Source organism: Arenicella sp. 4NH20-0111, assembly GCF_040366405.1.
Taxonomy (GTDB): domain Bacteria; phylum Pseudomonadota; class Gammaproteobacteria; order Arenicellales; family Arenicellaceae; genus Arenicella.
Genome location: NZ_BAABWF010000004.1, coordinates 13,356 through 36,578, shown reverse-complemented (window position 1 = coordinate 36,578; position 23,223 = coordinate 13,356). Strand labels below are relative to the sequence as shown.

At 45.5% G+C, this 23,223-nt stretch carries 20 protein-coding genes; 10 read left to right on the top strand and 10 right to left on the bottom strand.

The window, feature by feature from the left end; genetic code table 11:
• Positions 1 to 43: 43 nt before the first annotated feature.
• Positions 44 to 559, bottom strand: coding sequence for a DUF1653 domain-containing protein (locus ABWW54_RS20150; RefSeq protein WP_502907793.1), 516 nt, complete (start codon positions 557 to 559; stop codon positions 44 to 46).
• Positions 560 to 2,449, bottom strand: coding sequence for a DNA topoisomerase IV subunit B (gene parE / locus ABWW54_RS10045; protein ID WP_353412119.1), 1,890 nt, complete (start codon positions 2,447 to 2,449; stop codon positions 560 to 562).
• A gap of 191 nt (positions 2,450 to 2,640) precedes the next feature.
• Between parE and ABWW54_RS10040 the strand changes: the two genes are divergently transcribed.
• From ABWW54_RS10040 to folE2, 4 genes are read left to right on the top strand one after another with little or no spacing between them, the layout of a single operon-like run.
• Positions 2,641 to 2,892 carry an exodeoxyribonuclease VII small subunit gene (locus tag ABWW54_RS10040; RefSeq protein WP_353412118.1) on the top strand — a complete coding sequence of 84 codons (252 nt, stop codon included), beginning with the start codon at positions 2,641 to 2,643 and terminating at the stop codon, positions 2,890 to 2,892.
• Between the two features lie 45 nt (positions 2,893 to 2,937).
• A complete protein-coding gene (locus ABWW54_RS10035; protein WP_353412117.1) occupies positions 2,938 to 3,849 on the top strand; it encodes a polyprenyl synthetase family protein in 912 nt (303 codons plus the stop codon).
• 46 nt (positions 3,850 to 3,895) lie between these two features.
• Positions 3,896 to 5,803 carry a 1-deoxy-D-xylulose-5-phosphate synthase gene (dxs, locus tag ABWW54_RS10030; RefSeq protein WP_353412116.1) on the top strand — a complete coding sequence of 636 codons (1,908 nt, stop codon included), beginning with the start codon at positions 3,896 to 3,898 and terminating at the stop codon, positions 5,801 to 5,803.
• 55 nt (positions 5,804 to 5,858) lie between these two features.
• A complete protein-coding gene (gene folE2, locus ABWW54_RS10025) occupies positions 5,859 to 6,653 on the top strand; it encodes a GTP cyclohydrolase FolE2 (RefSeq protein WP_353412115.1) in 795 nt (264 codons plus the stop codon).
• Between the two features lie 195 nt (positions 6,654 to 6,848).
• Here the strand turns inward: folE2 and ABWW54_RS10020 are convergent, their stop codons facing one another.
• The 5 genes from ABWW54_RS10020 to ABWW54_RS10000 all read right to left on the bottom strand — a co-directional run bounded on the left by ABWW54_RS10020 (position 6,849) and on the right by ABWW54_RS10000 (position 11,227).
• The gene (locus ABWW54_RS10020) at positions 6,849 to 8,204 is read right to left on the bottom strand and encodes an ATP-binding protein (protein ID WP_353412114.1); all 1,356 of its coding nucleotides are present in this window, start codon (positions 8,202 to 8,204) and stop codon (positions 6,849 to 6,851) included.
• A gap of 34 nt (positions 8,205 to 8,238) precedes the next feature.
• A complete protein-coding gene (locus ABWW54_RS10015) occupies positions 8,239 to 8,931 on the bottom strand; it encodes a response regulator transcription factor (RefSeq protein WP_353412113.1) in 693 nt (230 codons plus the stop codon).
• A gap of 23 nt (positions 8,932 to 8,954) precedes the next feature.
• The gene (locus ABWW54_RS10010) at positions 8,955 to 9,332 is read right to left on the bottom strand and encodes a PepSY domain-containing protein (protein WP_353412112.1); all 378 of its coding nucleotides are present in this window, start codon (positions 9,330 to 9,332) and stop codon (positions 8,955 to 8,957) included.
• Positions 9,333 to 9,444: 112 nt separating this feature from the next.
• Entirely contained in the window at positions 9,445 to 10,089 is a 645-nt protein-coding gene (locus ABWW54_RS10005) for a glycine zipper 2TM domain-containing protein (RefSeq protein WP_353412111.1), read from the bottom strand.
• Positions 10,090 to 10,240: 151 nt separating this feature from the next.
• Positions 10,241 to 11,227 (bottom strand): GlxA family transcriptional regulator, encoded by a 987-nt coding sequence (locus ABWW54_RS10000; RefSeq protein WP_353412110.1) that lies wholly within the window; start codon positions 11,225 to 11,227, stop codon positions 10,241 to 10,243.
• A 135-nt stretch (positions 11,228 to 11,362) separates the two neighbouring features.
• Here ABWW54_RS10000 and ABWW54_RS09995 point away from each other — a divergent pair, with 135 nt between their 5' ends.
• Positions 11,363 to 12,334, top strand: a complete 972-nt coding sequence (locus ABWW54_RS09995; protein WP_353412109.1) for a fatty acid desaturase family protein — start codon at positions 11,363 to 11,365, stop codon at positions 12,332 to 12,334.
• A gap of 115 nt (positions 12,335 to 12,449) precedes the next feature.
• On the opposite strand, the gene rnd is transcribed toward ABWW54_RS09995, so the two are convergent.
• Positions 12,450 to 13,565, bottom strand: a complete 1,116-nt coding sequence (rnd, locus tag ABWW54_RS09990) for a ribonuclease D (protein WP_353412108.1) — start codon at positions 13,563 to 13,565, stop codon at positions 12,450 to 12,452.
• A gap of 118 nt (positions 13,566 to 13,683) precedes the next feature.
• On the opposite strand from rnd, the gene ABWW54_RS09985 reads away from it, so the two are divergent.
• The 5 genes from ABWW54_RS09985 (at position 13,684) to ABWW54_RS09965 (ending at position 20,315) form a co-directional block, all read left to right on the top strand.
• Positions 13,684 to 14,241 (top strand): hypothetical protein, encoded by a 558-nt coding sequence (locus ABWW54_RS09985; protein WP_353412107.1) that lies wholly within the window; start codon positions 13,684 to 13,686, stop codon positions 14,239 to 14,241.
• Positions 14,238 to 15,599, top strand: coding sequence for a UDP-N-acetylmuramate:L-alanyl-gamma-D-glutamyl-meso-diaminopimelate ligase (mpl, locus tag ABWW54_RS09980; protein WP_353412106.1), 1,362 nt, complete (start codon positions 14,238 to 14,240; stop codon positions 15,597 to 15,599). The genes ABWW54_RS09985 and mpl overlap by 4 nt, the downstream gene beginning before the upstream one ends.
• A 114-nt stretch (positions 15,600 to 15,713) precedes the next feature.
• Complete coding sequence (locus tag ABWW54_RS09975) at positions 15,714 to 16,361, top strand: thiol:disulfide interchange protein DsbA/DsbL (protein WP_353412105.1); 648 nt, start codon at positions 15,714 to 15,716, stop codon at positions 16,359 to 16,361.
• Between the two features lie 91 nt (positions 16,362 to 16,452).
• Positions 16,453 to 17,796: a nucleotide 5'-monophosphate nucleosidase PpnN gene (gene ppnN / locus ABWW54_RS09970; protein ID WP_353412104.1), complete on the top strand. Its 1,344-nt coding sequence runs from the start codon at positions 16,453 to 16,455 to the stop codon at positions 17,794 to 17,796.
• Positions 17,797 to 18,059: 263 nt separating this feature from the next.
• Entirely contained in the window at positions 18,060 to 20,315 is a 2,256-nt protein-coding gene (locus ABWW54_RS09965) for a TonB-dependent receptor (RefSeq protein ID WP_353412103.1), read from the top strand.
• Positions 20,316 to 20,417: 102 nt separating this feature from the next.
• On the opposite strand, the gene ABWW54_RS09960 is transcribed toward ABWW54_RS09965, so the two are convergent.
• A complete protein-coding gene (locus tag ABWW54_RS09960) occupies positions 20,418 to 21,686 on the bottom strand; it encodes an amidohydrolase family protein (RefSeq protein WP_353412102.1) in 1,269 nt (422 codons plus the stop codon).
• Positions 21,683 to 23,107, bottom strand: a complete 1,425-nt coding sequence (locus tag ABWW54_RS09955) for an amidohydrolase (protein ID WP_353412101.1) — start codon at positions 23,105 to 23,107, stop codon at positions 21,683 to 21,685. The genes ABWW54_RS09960 and ABWW54_RS09955 overlap by 4 nt, the downstream gene beginning before the upstream one ends.
• Positions 23,108 to 23,223 lie beyond the last annotated feature (116 nt).

Here is a 23,223-nt window from a genome sequence, read left to right as displayed (position 1 = left end):
CTTGCTCTCATATTTTTGTGGTGATCAGAAAAGGCCAATTAGATCAACAAAGTTCAGTGAAGTGCTCTACCGCCGGAAAAGGCTCATAGAAGTGATGAAGCAGCTCTTTCCAAAGCTTATAGTCGGATGACTGCCGAAACCCCACCTCGTGGTCTTCAATAGTTTGCCAACTCACCAACAACAAGTACTTGTTATTGGCTTCAATGCACTTACTCAAACTATGACTAATATAGCCGGACATGGATGAGATTATAGACTCAGCACGCTTAAATGCTTGCTCAAACGCCAACTGTTGACCTTGTTTGACATTCAGCATAGCGTGCTCTAAAACCTCGGTCTGAGGATCAATGTAAGCAAAACGCGAAACCTGTTCACCGGCAGACTCCACCCGCTCCGTAAACATCGACAAAGGCCTAACCCAAATACCTTTAGCGCCATAGAGCGCTTGATACACCACAAGTTTTTCTTCGGTTTCAGAGTGCGTGGCAATATCTGTGACTTTGTAATACGCGCCTTTATAGTGTCGATACAAGCCGAATGGTAATGAGCTATCTTTCATCTATATTTCAGCCTGGTCACCCTTGGAACTTAACCAAGTTTTTCGTGCGCCTGCCTGCTTTTTGCCCAACAACATATCCATGATTTTTGCGGTACCATCGCCCATACCAATGGTCATTTGAACAAGCCTACGAGTTTCTTCTTTCATCGTAGTTTCGCGCAATTGACCAGGATTCATTTCGCCTAAGCCTTTAAAGCGCTGTACGTCGATCTTCGCTCTCGGTTTTTCAGCCTTAATTTGATCAATAATCTGGTCGTGCTCATGATCATCAAGCGCGTAATATACTTTCTTGGCAACGTCAATTCGATATAGCGGGGGCATGGCAACATAAAGGTGGCCGGCCTCCACTAAGGCTCCAAAGTGTTTTACAAATAATGCACATAGCAACGTTGCTATGTGCAGTCCATCTGAATCAGCATCCGCCAAAATACATATTTTGCCGTATCGTAGGCCTTCTAGGTTATCTGACCCAGGATCAACACCCAATGCGACCGAAATGTCGTGCACCTCTTGCGATGCTAAAACTTGAGCAGATTCAACCTCCCAAGTATTCAATATCTTACCCCGCAACGGCATAATCGCTTGCGTTTCGCGATTACGTGCTTGTTTTGCCGAGCCTCCTGCAGAGTCACCTTCCACCAAAAACAATTCAGTGACGTCAATGTCTTCGCTTGAACAATCTGCCAATTTACCCGGAAGCGCAGGTCCGGCAGTGACCTTTTTACGTGTTATTTTTTTTGCGGATTTTAGACGACTCTGGGCATTTTCAATCGCCACCATCGCAATTCGCTCGCCCATTTCAAGATTAGCATTCAACCACAATGCGAACGCATCTTTTACTTTGGTCGAAATAAATAACGACACTTCTCGTGACGACAACTTTTCTTTAGTTTGACCAGAAAACTGAGGATCTTTCATCCGGACAGACAACACGTACTGACATTGAGCCCAAACGTCGTCAGGTGACAACTTCACCCCTTTGGGTAATAAGTTTCTAAAGTCACAAAACTCTCGAATAGCCTCTGTCAGACCGAGTCGCAGACCATTTACGTGTGTCCCGCCTTGCGACGTTGGAATTAAGTTTACATAACTTTCGGTTATCAACTCAGCGGACTCAGCAGACCAAGCAACAATCCATTCTACCTCTTCGTCTTGATCTCCCTCCTTCCCTTGAAAGCCATCTTCAGGAATGCGTTCATTGTCACCTAATGCACCAAGCAAATATGCCTTTAAACCATCTTCATAGTACCAAGACTGATTATTTTCCGGCTTAGCTTCATCTTCAAAATTGATGGTCAGGCCAGGACACAACACGGCCTTTGCACGCAACAGACGACATAACCGAGCCGCGTGCACAGCCGGGGAATCAAAGAAACTTGCGTCGGGCCAAAATCTTATAGTGGTGCCGGTATTGCGTTGCCCAACCGTGCCGATTTCCTCCAGGTCATTTTTCTTAACGCCATTCGCAAAGGACATATTGTATTCAACGCCACCTCGCTTAACCCAGACTTCCACATTGTTACTCAACGCATTAACAACGGAAATTCCCACACCGTGTAAGCCGCCAGAGAACCGATAATTTTTATTTGAAAACTTACCACCGGCATGGAGACGAGTCATAATTACTTCGACTCCAGGTACGCCCTCTTCCGGGTGTATATCAATTGGCATACCGCGGCCGTTGTCAGATACTTCGACCGACCCGTCCTTAAACAAGGTAACGTCAATTTTCTTACAATAACCGGCTATGGCCTCGTCGACACTATTATCGACAACTTCTTGCACTAAGTGGTTCGGCCTATCAGTATTGGTATACATGCCGGGCCGTTTTCGTACCGGCTCAAGTCCAGTTAAAACTTCAATCGCCGAAGAATCGTACTCTGTAGACATAAAGCGTCTTTACTATCTGGTTATCAATAGTGCGAGTGTAACGTGAAACTGGCTCACTAAAAACCCATAAAAGAAACACAATTGCTGAACTAAATTTTTAGCAAAATAGCCATTAGAAATACCGCAAATAACAGTTTTAATCCATAACGATGGTAGAATATGACAATGGTTAATGTGGCACTAGAAATTTAATGACAACTGACAAAAAAAACACAGAAGATATTGACTTCGAACAGGCTTATTCTGAACTAGAAAGTATTGTTGAACGAATGGAACGCGGTGATCAAAACTTAGAAAAGTCCTTAGCCGACTTTGAACGCGGTGTGAGCTTGATGAAACGTTGCCATGGTGTATTAAAAAATGCCGAGCAAAAAGTAGATGTTTTAGTTAAAGATAATGAAGGCTTATTCAACACCGAGCCGTTTGACGATAAATCGCTCTAGCGACATGCCACTTCTCTAGCCCTTAACAATAAGATTGACTGAAGAATGCAAGAATTTCTCGCGCGAACACACGACAAATTAGAGCAAGCTCTGACGGTAGCTGAGGTTCCAACACGATTGAACGACGCAATGCGTTATTCAACGCTCAATGGCGGCAAACGAGTCCGAGCTCTTTTGGTCTATGCTGCCGGCACAGCTCTTGATGCACCGCTTGAACGATTGGATAGCGTCGCTGCGGCGATAGAATGTGTTCATGCGTACTCTCTGATTCACGATGACCTACCAGCGATGGACGACGACGACTTGCGTCGCGGCAAACCAACCACACATATTCAATTTGATGAGGCAACCGCAATTCTCGCTGGGGATGCACTTCAAACCATGGCCTTCGAATTAGTTGCCTGCGATTCATCAGGCCTTGATGACAAGCAAGCGAGAGCGATAACCTTAAAGCTGGCCCAAGCCAGCGGGTCCTGTGGCATGGTCGGAGGTCAGATGCTCGATATATTGGCAACCAACACCAGTCTTAGCCAAGCCCAATTAGAAAACGTACATCGACGTAAAACAGGAGCTTTAATTAACGCAGCAGTGCTGTGCGGCTCGTTATGCAGTGATGATGTCAACGCTGAACAATTGTCAGTTTTAAGCCAGTACGCAGATCATTTGGGGCTGGCGTTTCAAGTTATCGATGACATATTAGATATTGAATCTTCTACCGAAATTTTGGGTAAGCCTAGCGGTGCAGATATTGAATTAGGAAAATCCACTTACCCAGCACTACTTGGCTTGGCTGAATCAAAAGAGTTAGCCAAAAATCTTTACGATAGAGCCATAGATTGCGTGCAAACAATAAGCGATAATAGCGAGCTGGTTCAGCACCACAAACTAGACGGACTGACAAACAAATTCAGCCTGTTATACGATCTAGCGACATTAATTGTAGATCGCAAAAACTGACTCACTCCAACCACAATCTACTGTTTTTAAAAGAGTATTTACCAAATTGAATACAACAACAGACAAATACCCCTTGCTGATGACGCTGAATGACCCTAGCGATCTGCGTCAATGCACGGAAGATCAACTGCAGCAGGTCTGTGACGAAACTCGTTCTTTTTTAATTGACACAGTTTCTAAAATTGGAGGGCATCTTGCCGCTGGGCTCGGCACGGTTGAGCTAACAACAGCTCTTCATTACGTCTTTAATACTCCGGACGATCGGATAGTTTGGGATATTGGTCATCAAGCCTACCCACATAAAATTCTAACGGGCCGAAGAGATGAACTGCACACAATCAGGCAGCCCGGTGGCTTATCCGGCTTTCTGAAACGCAACGAGAGTATCTATGATACGTTTGGAGCGGGCCACTCGAGCACATCAATTAGCGCAGCCTTGGGAATGGCGGTGGCTGCTTCTCAACAGAATTTAGATCGCGACGTTGTAGCCATTATCGGCGACGGTGCAATTACCGCCGGCATGGCGTTTGAGGCCCTTAATAACGCTGGCGATATGGACGCGAACGTGTTGGTCATTTTGAACGACAATGACATGTCAATTTCACCCAACGTAGGTGCCTTTAAAAACTACCTAACCAGACTCATGACGGGACCAACCGTCAGTTCAGTTCGACAAGGCGCCAAAAAGGCGCTCAATATAATGCCTGAAGTACGTGACTACGCCAGACGCTGGGAAGAACACGTAAAGGGGATGATACTGCCGAGCACCTTCTTCGAAGAGATGGGGTTTTATTACGCTGGGCCAATAGATGGCCATGACATTGACACCTTAGTTACCACCTTGAATAACTTGAAAGAGATTCAAGGCCCAAGGTTTCTTCACATCGTGACGAAAAAAGGCAAGGGGTTTGAGCCTGCTGAAGACGCTCCCATTAAATATCATGGCGTTGCCCCCTTTAACAGGACCACTGGGGAGTTTGGAAAGAAATCCAAGGTTAGAACGTACACCGATGTGTTCAGCGACTGGTTATGTGACATGGCCGTGCAGGATAAAAAGCTTGTGGGCATCACCCCCGCCATGCGTGAAGGTTCGGGACTAGTGAGATTTTCTGAAGAACACGCTGATCGGTATTACGATGTTGCAATTGCAGAACAACATGCACTAACTTTTGCCGCTGGCATGGCGTGCGATGGACAAAAACCCGTTGTCGCTATTTATTCCACCTTTTTACAACGAGCATACGATCAACTAATCCACGACATCAGCGTACAAGACCTTGATGTGATGCTAGCCATCGACCGAGCAGGCTTAGTAGGGGCTGATGGAGCCACTCACGCAGGAATGTTTGATTTAAGTTTTTTACGTTGCGTTCCGCATTGCGTGATTTACGCACCAAGTGACGAAGCCGAATGCAGGGATATGCTCTACTCGGCCTATCAACACAAAGGGCTAACCGCCGTTCGCTACCCTAGGGGTACCGGAATAGGCGCAAAGGAGCGCGTAGAGATGACTGAAATTCCACTTGGTACGGCCAATGTTGTCGCACAGGGGTCAAAGGTGGCTATTTTGAGCTTTGGTACCGTACTGCCAGCTGCGCAGAAAGCAGCGCAGGCTCTGGACGCAACGGTGGTTAACATGAGATTTGTTAAACCTCTGGATGGAAAATTGATACGTAAATTAGCCGCTGAGCACGACTTCTTAGTCACTGTTGAAGAGAACGTGGTTGCGGGTGGTGCAGGCTCTGGGGTGAATGAATTTCTTTCAAGCGCGGGAATCAACATTCCAACCTTGAATTTAGGTCTTCCGGACCGATACATAGATCACGGCAGTCAAGAATCCTTACTCGCTGAGTGCGGACTTGACGCAACTGGCATTGAAACCTCAATAACGAATTCGCCATTCTTTAAGATGGACGACTCGTTGTCGACTGAAAGAAAAACCGCAGTCAAGTAGCCTTGTGCTATTCGGCTCCTTGAAATGATCGGCCTAGCGCCAATTTGTGACTAAAATGACTACTTCTGTACCGATGGAAGATGTCCAAGGCAGCTTGGACACCCGTCAAATTCCGATTAATCGCGTCGGCATCAAAGACATCCAACACCCCATTACAGTGCTGAACCGTGATGGCAGTAAATCCCCAAGTATTGCCACGTTCTCCATGGCTGTGAGTTTACCTCATGACCAAAAAGGCACCCACATGTCTCGCTTTATACAAATGTTGAACGAGACAGAAACGGTAATTTCAGCCAAGAGCTTCCATAAAATGCTCGCGTCAATGGTCGAGCGCTTAGAAGCGGATTCTGGCTACGTTGAACTGCAGTTTACCTATTTCATGGAAAAAACGGCTCCGGTGTCGGGCGTTAAAAGTTTGATGGACTATCAAGTAAACCTGATGGGGCAAATTGAACACGGCCACTTAGCTTCCACGCTAGAAATCACCATTCCAGTTAAGAGTCTTTGCCCATGCTCAAAGAAGATCTCGGAATACGGCGCTCATAACCAGCGATCGCATTTAACCGTTGGCGTGAATTGTTCAAGCAAAGTATGGCTCGATGACATTATTAAGTCAGTCGAAAGCCAAGCCAGTGCCGAACTTTTTGCGATTCTAAAGCGCCCTGACGAAAAATACATCACCGAACGAGCCTACAACAACCCTAAGTTTGTTGAGGACGTAGTAAGGGATGTCGCAAATGTATTTGATAATAACGACAAAATAAGTCGCTATTACGTACACGCCGAAAATTTCGAGTCGATCCACAATCATTCTGCGTTTGCAGTCATTGAACACGACAAAACGATATAGCCTGTCCGAGTAGAGAAAACGGTTACAGCGCTGAGTAGTGGCCGTTTAAGGAAGCTAAACGCAAGCCGGAACGCAATTGGAAAAACCGCTGATACAAGGCGATTCAGCCTCCTGAGTCTCATAGGCAAGAAAGCCCCTATTTGTTTTTTAAGTTATCGGGGCAACTCTCCTTGCTGCATCGCGCGATATCGAAGGTTAATTCAATATTATCTCGAACCTAGTGCCTGTTTTCGAATGCATGGGCACACCTAACATTATTTGGCCATCGTACGCATCGACAACGCCCTTGACTATGTGCATCCCTAAGCCATGCCCAGGAGTTTGACTGTCTAAGCGTACACCTCGTTGTAAAATTAGGTCTCGTTGGGATTCGTCAATTCCAGGCCCGTCATCAGACACCACTAATCGTATCGGCTTTTTATGAGATGCGTGCTCTCCCAGCTCAACCTGCTCTACGCGAATACTCACATGCGTTTGAGCCCATTTAAACGCGTTATCACACAGGTTTCCGAACACCTCCATCCAATCTCCCTTGTCGCCAAAGAACACAACACCTTCCTCAATATCAACGTTGACTGTTAGCTCCTTAGTTGAATGTAACTTTTCCAAACTTCGCACTATCTGCCCGCTCGGCTCACGAATATCAATGGCCTTGGAAAAACGTCTCCTTCCAACCGCCGAAGCACTCTGGAGTTGGTAATCAATTATCGTTTGCATGGCTTCTAGCTGCTCATCACTCTCTGCTTTAACCTGACGGCTATAACCTAAGCCCTTGAGCACCGCAATTGGCGTCTTGAGGCTGTGAGCCAAATTTCCGAGAACCTCTCTCTGACGAATGATTCTTTCCTCTTCAAAGTTCAATAATTGATTCAGGTTTTGAGTCAGTCTGCTGACTTCTAGGGGGTAGTTTTCGTTAAATCGCTCCCGACGCCCTTCTTCAATTTCACCCACTTCCGTGCGCACGCGCTCAAGCGGTTGTAGAGCCCACCGGAGTATTCCTAGAAGTAAAACGATCAACGCGCCACCAAAGAAGATTAGCCAGACACCAACCTGCCGCTGGTACCTTACTAGTCGCCGCTTGTAGACTGTATCTGACTCGGCAACTTGGACTTCAAATGGAACGGTGCCAGTCACGGCTTCCCATTCCACCGATAAGGTCATGGTATTGATCGAGCTACCCTCCCAAGCATTGGATGGATAGAATTTAAAGTTTCCTAATAGGCTGTCCTTAAATGGAATACTGCGTTCAAAAAGGGATTTTGAGCGCCAGACTACCGCTTTATCACCTTCCTCTCCTACTAAGATTTGCGCAAATAAGTCAGAGTCCGGTTGCTGTAATCTCGGCTCTGGCAAAATAGGCGGCATGACTACAGCTCCATCAATCACCTCCACCGAGGATATAAGTAACAATATTTGATTTCGCAACGCGTCCTCAGCGCTACTTAACACACTACGTTTAAACGCACTATTGAGACCTAGCCCCATAATGCCTAGAAAGACGAGTAATAGTATCGTTGCTGAAATCAGCAGTCGACGACGGAGCGAATACATTTTCAATCAACCGTTACTTGGTTGATACCCAATGTTAAGCCGCATCTGAGCTCGTTCGCGGTATTCTGAAACGATAGCCACGTCCTCGTTGAGTCTCGATTGGCTTTAACTCACCACTGGGGTCAAGCTTCGTGCGTAAACGGCGTATAAATACTTCAATGGTGTTGCTATCACGATCGTCATCTTCTTCATAAATATGGTCGACCAGTTCGCGCTTTGATAACACTTTACCAGTGTGCATCATCAAATATGAAAGCAAGCGATATTCGTAGGCCGTGATTGTGATCGCTTCGTCATTCAAAAATACTTGCTTGGACGAGGTATCAATTTTAACAGGCCCACAAACTAGTGAGTTATCGGCTAAGCCTACCGAACGCCTTAATTGAACCTTAATTCGCGCCAAAAGCTCCTCAGGATGGAACGGCTTGGTCAGATAATCATCACCTCCGGCCTCCAGCCCTTCAACCTTTTCTTGCCACCGATTTCGCGCCGTTAGTATTAATATGGGATAACTAATGCCATCCTGTCGAGCCCGTCTGATTAACTCCACGCCGTCCATTTTGGGCAACCCCAAATCAACGATCGCCATATCTATGGGGTATTCTTTAGCAAAATAGAGTCCCTCTTCGCCATCGCTCGCCGTATCCACAACGTAGCCCTGGTCCCGTAAACTATCAGCCAACTGTTGTTGTAAAGCCAACTCATCTTCAACAATTAAAATTCTCACATCAATTCCCTCTAATCTTCGAATTAGCGATACGCACTAACACTGACTTCTCTAACACGACCATTAGGCATCAGGATTCTCACTCGGTAAGCGGAACCGCTTTGATTCATTGAGATCTTCAACACTTCAGCATTGTATTGTCGTTTCACCTGCCTAACTACTTCGCTTTGACTGCGCCGCACTTTCTGAGGCGCTCTTTGTTGAGATTGTGCGTAGGAATGCTCAACAATTGAAGTACCATTTGGCGAAGACAAACCAGAAGCTCGCTCAGCCCAATCCAGACTCTCTAATACTGTGACTTCTGTCTCAAATGCTTCGACTGATGAGCACAGCAGCAACCCACATAACGCAGCGGTGCTTAGAACACCTCTCATTTTTGTCGATCCGGCTAATAATTTCATACAGCTAACACTCATATATATAAATCAATCGATGAACGTTGGTGATTGAATCCAGACTGTCAAAGACCGTTCAATCACCTCAGTTTTTCTAAATTTTTGATCAGGCTCCATTCTATACCGGATTAACAGTTACTTTAACCTTAATTCTCTTTCCAGGATGCTCGTCGAATCTATTGTGAAAGATATTTCCACGGTACTTATAAGTCACATCATATCCAATCAATTCTTGTCGAGTTTCGTATGAATCACGTGTTTCACACCGTTGAACGGTTTCATAGCGATCTTGACGGTCATATCGATCATGATAGCGATTATTACGCTTATTATGCTTAACATCTCGCGCAATGCTTCCACCAAGAACCGCACCAACAACAGTAGCAACGTCTCGGGCCTTACCCCCGCCTTTTTTGCCAATTCGATTACCGATCGCTCCGCCAATTATTCCGCCCAAGATTTCCGGGGTTTTACTATCATGCCTGCTGTGACGACGATTATCTCTGACTCGAACACGCTCATCGTAGCATTGCTCGACGGGGTTGTTCACCTGATAAGTTTCATACAGCGGCTCGACGTTTACAACTTTCGCATAATCAAAAGCCTCATTGGCATAAGAGCGATATTTTTTCGCTGCCACAGGTACCGATACTAAGGTCATTGAGCCTGCGATAATTAGTGGCAAAGCGAATTTCTTAAGCTTGCCAGCGTTGATTGTTGTATTAACGTCTTCGCTATGTTTGTTTGCAGTTGAGTTGATCATTAGTGACTCCTGAATCATCGTTTCGGGTTTTGATGTTGCCACTTTAGGTCACGCTCCCTGAATGGAACCTGAATTATCGATTTTAATTGGATTTAAACTTTTTCAACAGAACGAAAATAAACATAAACCATTGATTAATATACTCATTTATCTAACTCATCAATATTGAAGATTTTCGATACTCACTCGGCGTCTTTCCCGTATAAGCCTTAAATTGTCGCCCAAATACCGTCAGCGAATCGTAGCCAACATTGAAACACACGTCCTGAATAGCATCACTTGTTGTTCTTAGCACTGCTTTCGCCACTATCAATCTTTTAGCCTGCAAGTACTGAAATAACGTCATTCCAGTAGCGGACTTGAATCGACGCGTTAAGTTTCGTTGACTAAATCCGAAACGAGCCCCAATTTCTTCCAAGCTAAGCGGCTCCGTGTAATGAGTATCAATCCATTGCTGCACTTCCTTAATGCGGGCGTCGTTATAAGGTTCGATACGCAGTGTGTTTTCACTGGCGGCGTGACTGGTCCGCCTGTAATCACGCCTAGACCCCATTAAACAATGCCGTTCGCATTGCTGGGCTATCGTGCTTCCACAAAAACGATGAATCAACTGGATGCTTAAATCCATCGTGGCCGTCACTCCGCCACCGCAATATAAACCCTGGTCTTCCGTCTGCATCAACTGTGCTTGCAATTTTACATGAGGATAGCGGCGCCGAAAATCATCAGCGAACTTCCAATGCGTAGTGGCTAAGCGCTGATCTAATAATCCAGCTTCAGCCATTAAGTAAGCGCCCGTTAATAAACCGAATAACAATGCACCCTGTTCATATTGAGTATTCAGCCATGGATACAATTTTTTATGTCGCTCGAGAAACCCTGAGTCAATATTCCATACAGTGGGTATTAAGATCGCATCAAATACACCTGAACATTCATCGATCGTTGCGGATGGATCGATGCCAATACCAGAAAAAGATATCGTCGCATGATCATCAACCCCCACCAACGTCACTTCGATCTGCTCTCTGCCCAATTGCTTCACACTAAACGCATTGGCAACATTGAACATTTCCACGCACATCGCGATAGAACCAGCCCAGGCCGAATCAAACACCAAGATAGCAATATTACGCATAACTAGTAATCTTTAAGCACAACCAATTTAACAGCATGGCCAGAATCGTTGAATATATGTCCTTAAGACGTTATCAGGTATTTGAGCTAACTGATAGAGTCATTGTTAATCAGCATAACCTTATTGGTGTTTCCAATGTCCCTACGAACGCAACTGAAACCGGCCGACTTAAAAGAGTTCACAGAACGGTCAGACCTAAAGGCTACATGGCTCATTTTGTTTAACTGGGGGTTACTTCTTGGTGCCTTCGCCATTCCAATCCTATGGTTCCATCCGGCATCAATTCTGATAAGCATTATACTCATCGCGAACCGACAATTAGGTTTAGCAATTCTCATGCATGAATGTGCGCATTATTCACTTTTTTCGTCCAAAAAGCTCAATCAATGGGTGGGGAAGTTGCTATGTGGCGCACCAGTTTTGGCGGACCTCGATGGGTATCGGAAATATCACATGCGTCATCACGCTGAGGCTGGAACCAAAACAGACCCAGATTACCCAAACTACAAACCCTACCCAGTGACCAAACAGAGTATGTGGCGCAAAGTAGCCAGAGACTTAATCGGGTTGACAGCCCTTAAACAGCTTTACGCACTATTGTTAATGAATGCTGGAATCCTCTCTTATGACATGTCCTATCAATCAAACAGCACAAACGAAAGCATACGTTTGAGAGAGGCGCTGATAAACCTCGGCAAAAATCTATTTCTTCCCATTCTGATTCACGCTGGCCTCTTTAGTATTTTCTATTTTACCGGCAATGCATGGGCTTATGGTCTTTGGTGGGCAAGCTATTTTACGGTCTATATGCTCATTCTACGGATTCGTAATGCCGCTGAACATGGCAATGTTCCCGATTTATTGAGCACTGACCCTCAACTACACGCCAGAACCACCTACGCCAGTTGGTGGGAGCGCCTAACCTGTGCACCGAACTATGTTAACTACCACATGGAACACCATCTTAGACCAAGCGTCCCTTGCTATAATCTAAAAAAGTTTCATGAATATCTAAAGAGCAAAGGTCTGATAGAAGAGCGTTCAGTGGCCAACGGTTACGCTGAGGTTATTCGTCGCTTAACGCAATTAGAGCCTACCTCGACATAGCCGCGGCACATTAATCGACAAACAAAAGAGAGGCTATAAACATGACAAATCGGATCTCTCTTTTTACTAAAAGACCCGTGGAGAGACGAACCGAAACAGGCAGATAAAACCCTTTTTACTGCCCTGAGCCTTCTTCTGATCTAACGAAGTCGAGCAATGGCTTCCCTACGACCGTCTCTCGCCAGCCCTTAAGCAACTTTTTAGATTGGCGGTTTCGATACAATGACTCGATGTCCTTGCGAGTTCCGAGCAATGCTTGGGCTACGCCATGTTGGGTAGAAAGCGCCGAGAGTTCGCGCATCATACTACTGCATAACGACTTCTGAGACTTGGTCAGTGGCTCAACTTTACGCCAGACCACACTGTCGCCAGTCTTGGTCTTTCGTATAACATCCATTGCTTGAGGGGCTAAATACGTCGCTGAACGTCGGCCAAACACACCCAATTCAATAATTTCTTGCTCAGACTTAACGTTTGCTTGCACCAAATCATACAGTTTGTCATCACGGATCACCCAGGTTCTTGGAATGTCTCGCTCTTGTGCCGCTGATTCTCGCCAATTAGACAATGCCTTTAATAAATACTGCTGTTTTATTCTAAGCATTCCGCCAGACATACGTTTATAGGCTGTCTCTGGATCAATGATATACAACGACTCATCGTAATAGGTTTCAAGTTCAGCGTTATACCAATCCAACTTATTTTGTTGCTTTAAATTTTCTAAACCGTCGTTGTAAAGCTCTTCCAAATGAGCAACGTCTTCCCCTGCATACTTCACCTGCTCATCACTCAATGGTCTGCGAGTCCAATCGGTTCTAGATTGAGTTTTAGGTAATTCAATTCCTGTGACTTCTTGCACCAAACCACCGTAACCAATTTGCATGTCCGCCCCACAAAATGCGGCGGCTAGCTGGGTATCAAAAATTGGCTTGGGCAAAACCTCTAATGTCTGCAGAATTACTTCAAGATCTTGTCGAGCGGCATGAAATAGCTTTAACACATTTTCCGCTCGAAATAGCTCTACCAATATTGACGTATTGTGGATTTTTAAAACATCAATACAATATTGATGCTCGCCAATTCCTAACTGCACTAAACATAACTTGGCGTTGTAGGTTTTTTCGCGCAGAAACTCAGTGTCGACTGCAACCACACCTCCTTGGTCACACAGCGACTGCAATAGTGGCTCTAACTCCGTAAGCTGGGCCTGCTCCTCGATGAGATGGTTCATTTATCTCTTTTGATCAGATTTTGGTAATGATGTTTCTTATATATAACGTCTGATGCTAACATGCGCGACAGTTTATTCTTAGCGAAATTTGCAGTAAGCCTGCCCAAAACGAATTCTCATGAACATTATTAGCCAGCTTGTACAGTTCATCCTACTCAAACGAGAGGTGAAAGACATTCAATTCAGCCCACCAATGGCTGTCACCGTCATTGCTGTTGATTCGTTGCTTTTACTCATGGCCGCCAACTTTATTAATAACGCGGGAATTCAAGTCGGCGAGGTAACAATAAACCGATTTCCGTATTCGGCCGCTCTCAGCTATTCAATCCTATACGTTGGTCTATTCTATTCCTTTTTTGCGGCTCAAGAAAAACAAGCCAGATTCATACAGGCGGCAATTGCTTTTTTCGGGACCTCAGTAATTTTGACATTGGCGAACGTGATAGTTGCACCGCTGCCCGGCGCAGGAATACTCATTCTAGCGCTGGCCTTTTTGAAGATATTTTGCTCTGTCCGTGTTCTGACTCAATCGTTGGGTTACAGTGCACTGCGCGCGGCTTTCTCATTACTCGGGATATCGATGATGTCCTATTTAATCGCAACGACCGTCTTTCCAATACAAGCAACTCAAACACCATCAACGACGACAGAAGTTCAAAACACTCTTTCCCAATGAAAATTCATATTATCGGCATTTGTGGCACCTTCATGGGTGGATTGGCACGTCTGGCAAAAGACATGAAATTTGTCGTCAGTGGATCAGATGCAAACACCTATCCGCCGATGAGTACTCAATTGGAGTCATTGGGTGTGGCGCTATTTGAAGGATATCGAAAGGATAACATTCCAGATGACGTCGACATGGTCATAGTAGGCAACACTATCGGGCGAGGAAACCCAGAGCTTGAAGCTGTTCTGGATGGAAACATTCCTTTCACGTCTGGCGCCCAATGGCTAGGCGAAAACGTCTTAAGAGACCGATGGGTAATTGGCGTTGCGGGTACTCATGGTAAAACCACAACCAGCAGTTTAGTCGCCTGGATTCTGCAGGAAAATGATTTAGCACCTGGATTTTTGATCGGCGGCGTGCCGGAAAATTTTGGCGAATCAGCTCGGCTGGGAGAAACGCCGTTTTTTGTCATCGAAGCCGATGAGTACGACACCGCGTTTTCCGACAAACGATCAAAGTTCATCCACTATAAATCAAAAACCCTGATTTTAAATAATCTAGAGTTTGATCACGCCGACATATTTAGAGACATCGATGCCATCGAGGCTCAGTTTCATCACCTAGTTAAAACGATTCCAAGCCACGGACAAATAGTTCACAACGCGACATCGGAATCAATAAACACCGTCTTAGAGCAAGGGTGCTGGAGTGAGAGAAAGAGTTTTGGCTTAGTTGATTCAGATTGGGCAGTTAGAAAGGTGAAAGACGACGCCAGTGAATTTGTTATCAGTCATGACGATCAAGAGCACTTAGCTTCTTGGAACTTGATTGGCGACCACAATATGCAAAATGCACTCGCGGCGATCGCCGCATCACACCACGTTGGCGTCCAAGTTAAGGATGCCGTAAGAGCGCTAAGTACTTTCCAATCGGTAAAACGACGCATGGAGAAAATTTTCGAAGGCAACGTGTTTGGTAAAACCGTTCGTGTTTTCGATGACTTTGCTCACCACCCCACGGCCATTGCGCACACAGTAAGTGGACTGCGACGGAGCATAGGAAATCAAACCTTAATCTCCGTACTAGAACCACGTTCAAACACCATGAAGCAAGGCGTGCATAAACATTTGCTGAAAGACTCATTAGCAGATGCCGATCTATCTCTAATTTATGCAAGCGAACAAGTAAAATGGGACGTTAACGCACTCGAAAGCTCAACGACACAAACTTTTGGAAACGTTGAGGAACTGTTGAGCATCCTAATTAAGCAACTCAAGAATGCCGATGATCAATGCAATGTTCTTATAATGAGCAACGGCGGTTTCGAAGGCCTTTATCGCAAGTTAATAGATAAATTAAGCTAACGTTCATCTTAACGCTTTTATAATTATTTCAAATATTGATACTCTCGTGAGTATTGATAACCACACTGTAAACCACTACATTCTGTCTAGATTGAATTTAACTGAGAGAAACACATGTCACTACGCTCTATAACTTTAAAATTGTCGTCCGGTCTTCTAGCCGCACTCACATTGGCTTTTGCTGTTTCTCACAGCAATGCTCAACCCCTTGATGAATCCACCTACAAACCAGTAGCCACACAATTCAACGTCAGTTCTGGCGATAAAATTGAAGTCGCTGAGTTATTTTGGTTCGGTTGTGGTCATTGTTTCGCATTAGAGCCCACGGTAAAAAAATGGAACGCAAACAAACCTGACAACGTTGAGTTTGTGAAGATACCAGCCATTTTCAGCAAACGTTGGGAGTTCCATGGCAAGGCGTTTTACACAATGAAGGCTCTTAATGTTCCAGAAGAAGCTTACGATGCCTTCTTTCACAGCATTCATATTAAACGTAAGCAGATTAACAACTTGGGAGCACTGACTGAGTTCTTAGCAAAGTTTGACAAAACAGAAGATCAAATCAACTCGGCTTTTAATTCATTCGAGGTTGATAGCAAAGTTCGAGCTGCAATTAAGATTTCCAGACAATCAGGCGCCACAGGCGTACCAACCATAGTGGTTGACGGAAAGTACCAAACCAGCCAAGGCATGACCGGTGGCGTCGACGGCTTATTTAAAACTGTCGACCTTCTGGTTGAGAAAGCGGCAAGCGAACGTTAAGATTGTAAAAACGTTACTGAAAGGCCATCACAGTGATGGCCTTTTTTATGCGCGCAGGAAAAGCGCCAGCACATTTTGAGGACTCAGCCACATGGCAAACATCATTATCAGCCCGAAAGGACCCCTAGACCTACTGTCAAAAAGCGAAATAGAAGCGCTTCAGACCAGCAGCGGCAATCAATATCATCAACTATTCAGAGATTGCGCACTCGCCGTTTTAAGTACCGGAGCGAACAGTGATGATGGTCACGAACTGCTTGCGGCCCATGAAGACTTTGACGTGGAAGTACTTTCATCGCCAAGAGGTGTAAAACTTCAGCTTACCAATGCGCCCGAAAACGCATTTGTGGACGGTAAGATGATCGCGGGTATACGCAATCATCTTTTTGCGGTCCTACGCGATATCGTTTTTATCCAGAATCAGTATGAGCTATGGACTCAACAGGGCGAATCCATCACGGACATTGTGTTTAAAACCTTGCGTAACGCCCATGCACTGCAACCGCGTAGGCAACCCAATCTTGTGGTTTGTTGGGGCGGACACTCAATCAGCGAATATGAATACGACTACACAAAAGAAGTGGGCTACCGCTTAGGCTTACGCGGCCTAGACATCTGCACTGGTTGCGGTATTGGAGCCATGAAGGGTCCAATGAAAGGCGCAGCAATCGGACACGCCAAACAACGTGTTGAGAATTCTCGATTCATTGGCATAACAGAACCAGGAATCATTGCCTCTGAGGCCCCCAATGCTGTGGTAAATCAGCTCATCATTATGCCTGACATAGAGAAACGCTTAGAGGCATTTGTCCGACTGGGCCATGGAATAATTGTGTTCCCGGGTGGGGCTGGTACCGCAGAAGAAATCTTGTACATCCTAGGTGTATTGCTCAATGAGGAAAACAAGGACATTCGCTTACCATTAATCTTTACTGGCCCTGAAAACAGTAAGCAATACTTTGAAGATATGGATCGATTTATCGGGAAGACACTCGGCCCCGAAGCACAATCACTTTATAAAATTATTGTTGATGATCCAATCAAAGTTGCAAAGGTGATGAACAAAGCGATGCGTAAAGTGTACAAAAACCGCCGAAAACTTGATGACGCATTCTTCTATAACTGGTCACTGAAAATTGATACGAATTTTCAATATGCGTTCGACCCAACCCATGAAAACATGGCCGCGCTTGATTTAAGTAAAGGTCGTCCAGCCGCCGAGCTTGCGGCAGACCTGCGTCGAGCTTTCTCTGGTATCGTTGCTGGTAATGTCAAACCGCAAGGAATTAAGGCAATAAAAGAACATGGTCCATTTAAACTGAAGGGCGATACTGAAATTATGGCCGAGCTTGATGCGACGTTAGAGAGCTTCGTAAAACAAAAACGAATGAAACTATCAGGTGAATACACCCCTTGCTATGAATTAGAAAGCTAATCGTCAACAGAGGATTAATCAGACCTCGATCGCACTGCCCAAAAGCTTGAGGTCTTTTCACAGTCTGTTCACAGTATGTTCAATATTTCGTAATACACTTGTGATGATAGACTGTAGTAAAGTATAAATTAAACACCCTAAGCAAAGCACTTAGGGTTCGTATTGAACGATAACGACTTAGTCTTCGTATTGAACATAGTGACTTAGATCAATCGTTCGCCGAAAATCATAATCAAAACGGCATTTTAACCAAAGGAGCAAACATGAGAGATTTGAAGAGGTTTAACCCCAAAGCCAAAATCACGACCTTAGTGGTCGCGGGCATACTGAGTTCGGCAAGCTCATTTACCTACGCCCAAGAAGAATCCCAAAGTGCAACATCACTGTTACTTGAAGAGGTGGTCGTAACCGCTCGCAAACGAGAAGAATCGATTATGGATGTTCCGATTGCGGTTTCGGCGTTTAACTCTGATCAACTCGAGATTTTGAAGGTACGAGACATTCAGAGCTTATCAGTAGGATTACCAAACGTCGCTTTCGATGATATTGGCACGACAAGAGGCGTAGCAAACTTTTCCATTCGTGGGTTAGGAATCAACAGTTCGATTCCAAGCATCGACCCAACGGTAGGAACATTTATTGATGGAGTATACCTAGGCACAAATGCCGGCGTGGTATTTGATGTATTTGACCTAGACAGTATTGAAGTTTTAAGAGGTCCACAAGGGACCCTGTTTGGGCGAAATGTGACTGGTGGCGCCGTACTTCTCAACAGCAAGGCTCCCGGTGAAGAATTTGAGGGAAAGATAAAGGCGTCTATCGAAGGCGGTGGTGAAGACACAAACCAATACCTAATGGGCTCATTCGGAGGCCCAATTAGCGATACGTTAGCGGCAAAGATCTCCTTCTACAGTAATCAGGATGACGGCTACTTTCTAAACCAGTTCTCTGGCGAAGCATTCGGAAAACAAGACACCGTATCAGTAAGGCCCATGATTGTTTGGACACCGAGCGATTCGGTGAGCGTCACAGCGATTTACGATTACTTTGACTCAGAAGGCGACGGACCAGCCTCTCAGAACCACGTAAGTGGCAGTGAAACCTCGAACGGTGTCGCCAACTTTGATCGTGATAGTTTGGATTTCTCAATCGATAACGACGGGTTTCTCACGACTAAGTCCGATTTCTTTCGAACCACGACTGAGATCGAGGTTGGAAACGGAACAATCACAAATGTATTTGGATACCGAGATTTGGAACAAACCGGCAGCCTAGATGTCGACGCCACGCCTCTTGATTTATTCAATTCATTGACGGCATTAGATGCAGAACAAATCAGCAATGAACTGCGTTACAGCGGAGAAATTAGCGACAAACTGCAATTAACCACCGGCGTCTACTACTTTAAAAACGAACTTAAATACAACGAAAATAGACGATTACTGGGTCTCGTTGCACCACCAGGAATATTCGGCTTGACCCAAGATGGCGGCGGCGAATACGACGTTAAAACACTCGGCGTTTTTGCGACCCTTGATTACAGCATGAGTGATAGAACGACGTTGAACTTTGGCCTTCGTTACACCGATGAAGAGAAGAGCGCAAATATTGCATCGCTCATACGTAACTTAAACGCGCCATGCAGCGTGGTTGCTGGGAACTGCCCATTCGACTTCCAAGATGAAGAAAGCTGGAGCAACCTGTCGCCGAAAATTGGCTTCACTCACGATATGGGCGACACGTCCTTGGTCTATGGACATTGGACTCGTGGATTTAGATCTGGTGGGTACAACTTGAGAAACACGGCGATTGATACCGTCAATTTTGGACCAGGCCCGTTTGATGAAGAAACCGTTGAAAATCTAGAATTAGGGTACAAAACCACTTTTGCAAATGGCGGTCGTTTGACCGCGGCTGTTTTCTACAATCAAATAGATGACATGCAGAGAGAAATTAACTTGGCCGACCCGATCTCAGGCGTCGTTCAAGTTATACGAAATACCGCAGATGCCACCATTACTGGGATAGAAGTTGATGTTCTAATGCCACTCAGTGACAATTTGCTGCTCAATGCGTCAATGGGCTATATCGACCCAGAGTACGACAGCGTTAGATTCGACCTGAACGGCGATGGCGCCGTTAACGGCGCGGACCTAAACCTAGACCTTCCTAGAGCCGCAAACCTTACCTATGCCGTCGGGCTCACGCTTGACACAGCCATCGGTGCATGGGGAACAGCAACGTCTCGTCTGTCCTACGCTTTTCGTGATGAATCTGCGTATACCGACAACAACCTAGGCTTTATTAACGAGCAAGGAATTTTGGATTTCGGCATTGATTTTCGCTCAGAAAACGGCCGTTGGGACTTCGGGCTCTACGGCAAAAACTTAACAGACGAAGTAAAGCATGGCGGAGACACGCAATTGCCGTCTCTACTTGGACCGATACCTCTAGGTGGTACCTTTTCGCCACTGGCTAAGGGTCGTATTTACGGCGCAGAGGTTACTTTCAACTTTTAGCCAGGTTAATGATTGGACGAGCCATCAGTATTGAGGCTCACCTTAAAATCAAAAAGGCGAACCAAATTTTGGTTCGCCTTTTTTAATCACATTAAAAACAGATTATTTTTTGAGCTTATTAAAATAGCGATCTCTTAATCTTGTAGATCGGCTTTCAAGCCCATATTCCTGCCCATTTACTAAAACGTGACGCGGATTAGACATCACTTCAAGAGGATCCCCAGACCACACCACAAGGCTGGCCTCCTTGCCCTCTTCTATTGCACCGTAATTTGGCAAACCAAAGATCTTTGCAGGATTGGTGGTAATAGCCGCTATGGCGGCGCCATAGGGCAAACCATTAGACACGGCATTACCAGCAGACTGACGCACTAAATACGCGTTATGGGTGTTTTGCCAGCCCATCCCGGTAAACATGATAGTCACCCCTGCGTCCGACAGAATTTTTGCGTTGTCTAACCGTGTGCCTAAGGTTTCATAAGAACTTGGCAAATTATTAATCGGATCGAAAATCACCGGAACTTTAGCATCGGCTATTTTATCAGCGATTCGCCAACCTTCACTCACGCCCTTTAAAATCAAGCTCAAGCGATACTCCTTAGCAAACGCCAATACCCGCTCAATATCCACCGCTCGTTCAACATTAACTAAAAGAGGCAGTCGGCGTTGAACAACCGGAATCAGCGCTTCCAAATCGTGCCTAGATAACGCGTAATCGCGGCGATTACCAGCATTGTAATTAGACTTATTTTTAGCGTAGTCCCGGGTATCTTCTATCGCTTCTCTGAGCATTGCCATAGCCGCGGATCTCGACCCTCCGGCCATTGCACTACCCGACTCGCCAAGCGAGACTACCATGGCTGCTTCCTTGACGTTAACCGAATTATTCATGCCTAAGTTCACAACAGAAGCAATGCCCGCAAACAGGCCTGCGCCATTCGAAGGCTGAATTAAAGAATGCGTCAGTCCCATTGAGCGGTTATAGGGAATAACCACCGAACTCGGGTTAAAGGAATCAACTATTCGCAATGAAGCAGTGATTTTACTGTTATCTGCAGAGGCATCCACAGTAGACTTCACCGAGCTTACTTCGCGCACACCAATTTGCGTATCGGCATTAAAAAAGCCTGCACTTACGGGCTTGTCTTTCGCGTCAATGATGCGAGTGTCTTCATCGCTGATAAGGTCAATACCGATTTTGGCAATGGTTTCGCCGTCAATCAAAATATCGGTCGACGTTTCAGAAATACCTTGGGTACTCACGATGCGAGCATTTTTTATTAATATCGACTCGGCGACTGCGGCGGTGTTTGAGAAAAATAACCCGAGCAGCGCCATCGCTAGTATTGATCTAGTTTTAACTCTGTTCATGGTCGATCTCCTTCAGGGGTAATTATGCCAAGATTAAAATCACTGGTTGGTCTGACGGTTTTATTACTACGATCAAATCGTAGCGCGCCATCGATCCAAACCTTCTCTGCTTTACTGTAAACACTGAATGGGTCCGAAGACCACAAAACCACATCAGCATTTTTTCCAACCTCTAAGCTTCCTATTTTGTCTTCCAAGCCTATCGACTTAGCAGAATTATAGGTGACCCATCGAATGACTTGGCCTCTGGTCATCTCCAACCCCATGTCATTGGCGGCACTGAGTACTTTGGCCACCTCTTGTGTCAGGCGCTGAATCTGTATTTCATCATCAGAATGAATAATTGCACACGCCCCCGCCATTTCCAAAAGAGCGGCATTTTCTCTAACAATATCAAATGCTTCCTGCTTAAAGCCCCACCAATCAGCCCACACAACACCACAAATACCATTTTCAGCAAGCAGTGGAGCGACTTTGTACGCCTCAACGGCATGATGGAAAGCCGCAATTTCGTACCCAAACTCTTTTGACAGCTCAATCATGTTTGCCATTTCGTCGGCGCGATAACAATGATTATGAATCTTAATTTCACCATTTAACACGCCCCGTAATGTTTCCATTTCAAGGTTTCTTCCAGGAGCTTCAGCACTCTCATCGCCCTTATTTACTTTGTCTTCATAGGCCGTCCACTTCTTATCGTATTCCTTAGCGGCAATCCAAGCTTCTCGGTACCCTGCCACATTGCCCATGCGCGTGTATGGACCTCCTTTTTCGCCGTAGACCCGTTTTGGGTTCTCGCCACAGGCTATTTTTAGAGCGTGTGGCGCATCAGGAAACTTCATGCCCATCATCGTTATTGACGGTACATTTTTAAGAGTTACGCCTCGGCCCCCAAACAAGTTCGCGGAACCCGGCAAAATCTGTGCTGTGGTGACACCGCCAGCCAACGCTTTTTCAAAATTAGGATCTTGAGGCCAAACAGAATGCTCTGCCCAAACCTTAGCCGTTGCTGGCCCAACAATCTCGTTGCCGTCAGAATGGGAACTGATCGCTGGGTTTGGGTACACTCCCATATGAGAATGCACATCGATGATGCCCGGAGTAACCCACATTCCGCTGCCATCGATAACAACGGCGCTTTCAGGTAGATCCAAATCACTTCCGATCGCTTGTATCTTACCGTCACTGAATATCAACGAAGCATCATCAAGCTGAGCGCCAGTGCCAGTCAATATGGTTGCTCCGCGTACTACATAGGCTGGCGAATCAGGAATTTTATAAGTTGATTGAAAGGGAACGTATGATGCATTTTCAGCGTCTGTCAAGCCAACACCATCGGTCTTATTACCACTGCTGGTCGTAGACACACAGGCACTGAGTACAGAGCACACTGCAAATATTAATAGGGGTTTACGCAACACGGCGACTCCTCAAAATTAGATTAGCGTTAAAGGTAAATTAGCATACTAACGACGCTAATGAGATGGGTCCATCAAAGATTCACTTTAGCCCACTCAGAAAAACACAATCTTATGTC

Bases quoted from the DNA above. Each gene is read 5' to 3' on its own strand.
- ABWW54_RS20150 (WP_502907793.1), bottom strand. From the start codon at position 559: ATGAAAGATAGCTCATTACCATTCGGCTTGTATCGACACTATAAAGGC.
- parE (WP_353412119.1), bottom strand. From the start codon at position 2,449: ATGTCTACAGAGTACGATTCTTCGGCGATTGAAGTTTTAACTGGACTT.
- ABWW54_RS10040 (WP_353412118.1), top strand. From the start codon at position 2,641: ATGACAACTGACAAAAAAAACACAGAAGATATTGACTTCGAACAGGCT.
- ABWW54_RS10035 (WP_353412117.1), top strand. From the start codon at position 2,938: ATGCAAGAATTTCTCGCGCGAACACACGACAAATTAGAGCAAGCTCTG.
- folE2 (WP_353412115.1), top strand. From the start codon at position 5,859: ATGACTACTTCTGTACCGATGGAAGATGTCCAAGGCAGCTTGGACACC.
- ABWW54_RS10020 (WP_353412114.1), bottom strand. From the start codon at position 8,204: ATGTATTCGCTCCGTCGTCGACTGCTGATTTCAGCAACGATACTATTA.
- ABWW54_RS10010 (WP_353412112.1), bottom strand. From the start codon at position 9,332: ATGAAATTATTAGCCGGATCGACAAAAATGAGAGGTGTTCTAAGCACC.
- ABWW54_RS10005 (WP_353412111.1), bottom strand. From the start codon at position 10,089: ATGATCAACTCAACTGCAAACAAACATAGCGAAGACGTTAATACAACA.
- ABWW54_RS10000 (WP_353412110.1), bottom strand. From the start codon at position 11,227: ATGCGTAATATTGCTATCTTGGTGTTTGATTCGGCCTGGGCTGGTTCT.
- ABWW54_RS09995 (WP_353412109.1), top strand. From the start codon at position 11,363: ATGTCCCTACGAACGCAACTGAAACCGGCCGACTTAAAAGAGTTCACA.
- rnd (WP_353412108.1), bottom strand. From the start codon at position 13,565: ATGAACCATCTCATCGAGGAGCAGGCCCAGCTTACGGAGTTAGAGCCA.
- ABWW54_RS09985 (WP_353412107.1), top strand. From the start codon at position 13,684: ATGAACATTATTAGCCAGCTTGTACAGTTCATCCTACTCAAACGAGAG.
- mpl (WP_353412106.1), top strand. From the start codon at position 14,238: ATGAAAATTCATATTATCGGCATTTGTGGCACCTTCATGGGTGGATTG.
- ABWW54_RS09975 (WP_353412105.1), top strand. From the start codon at position 15,714: ATGTCACTACGCTCTATAACTTTAAAATTGTCGTCCGGTCTTCTAGCC.
- ppnN (WP_353412104.1), top strand. From the start codon at position 16,453: ATGGCAAACATCATTATCAGCCCGAAAGGACCCCTAGACCTACTGTCA.
- ABWW54_RS09965 (WP_353412103.1), top strand. From the start codon at position 18,060: ATGAGAGATTTGAAGAGGTTTAACCCCAAAGCCAAAATCACGACCTTA.
- ABWW54_RS09960 (WP_353412102.1), bottom strand. From the start codon at position 21,686: ATGAACAGAGTTAAAACTAGATCAATACTAGCGATGGCGCTGCTCGGG.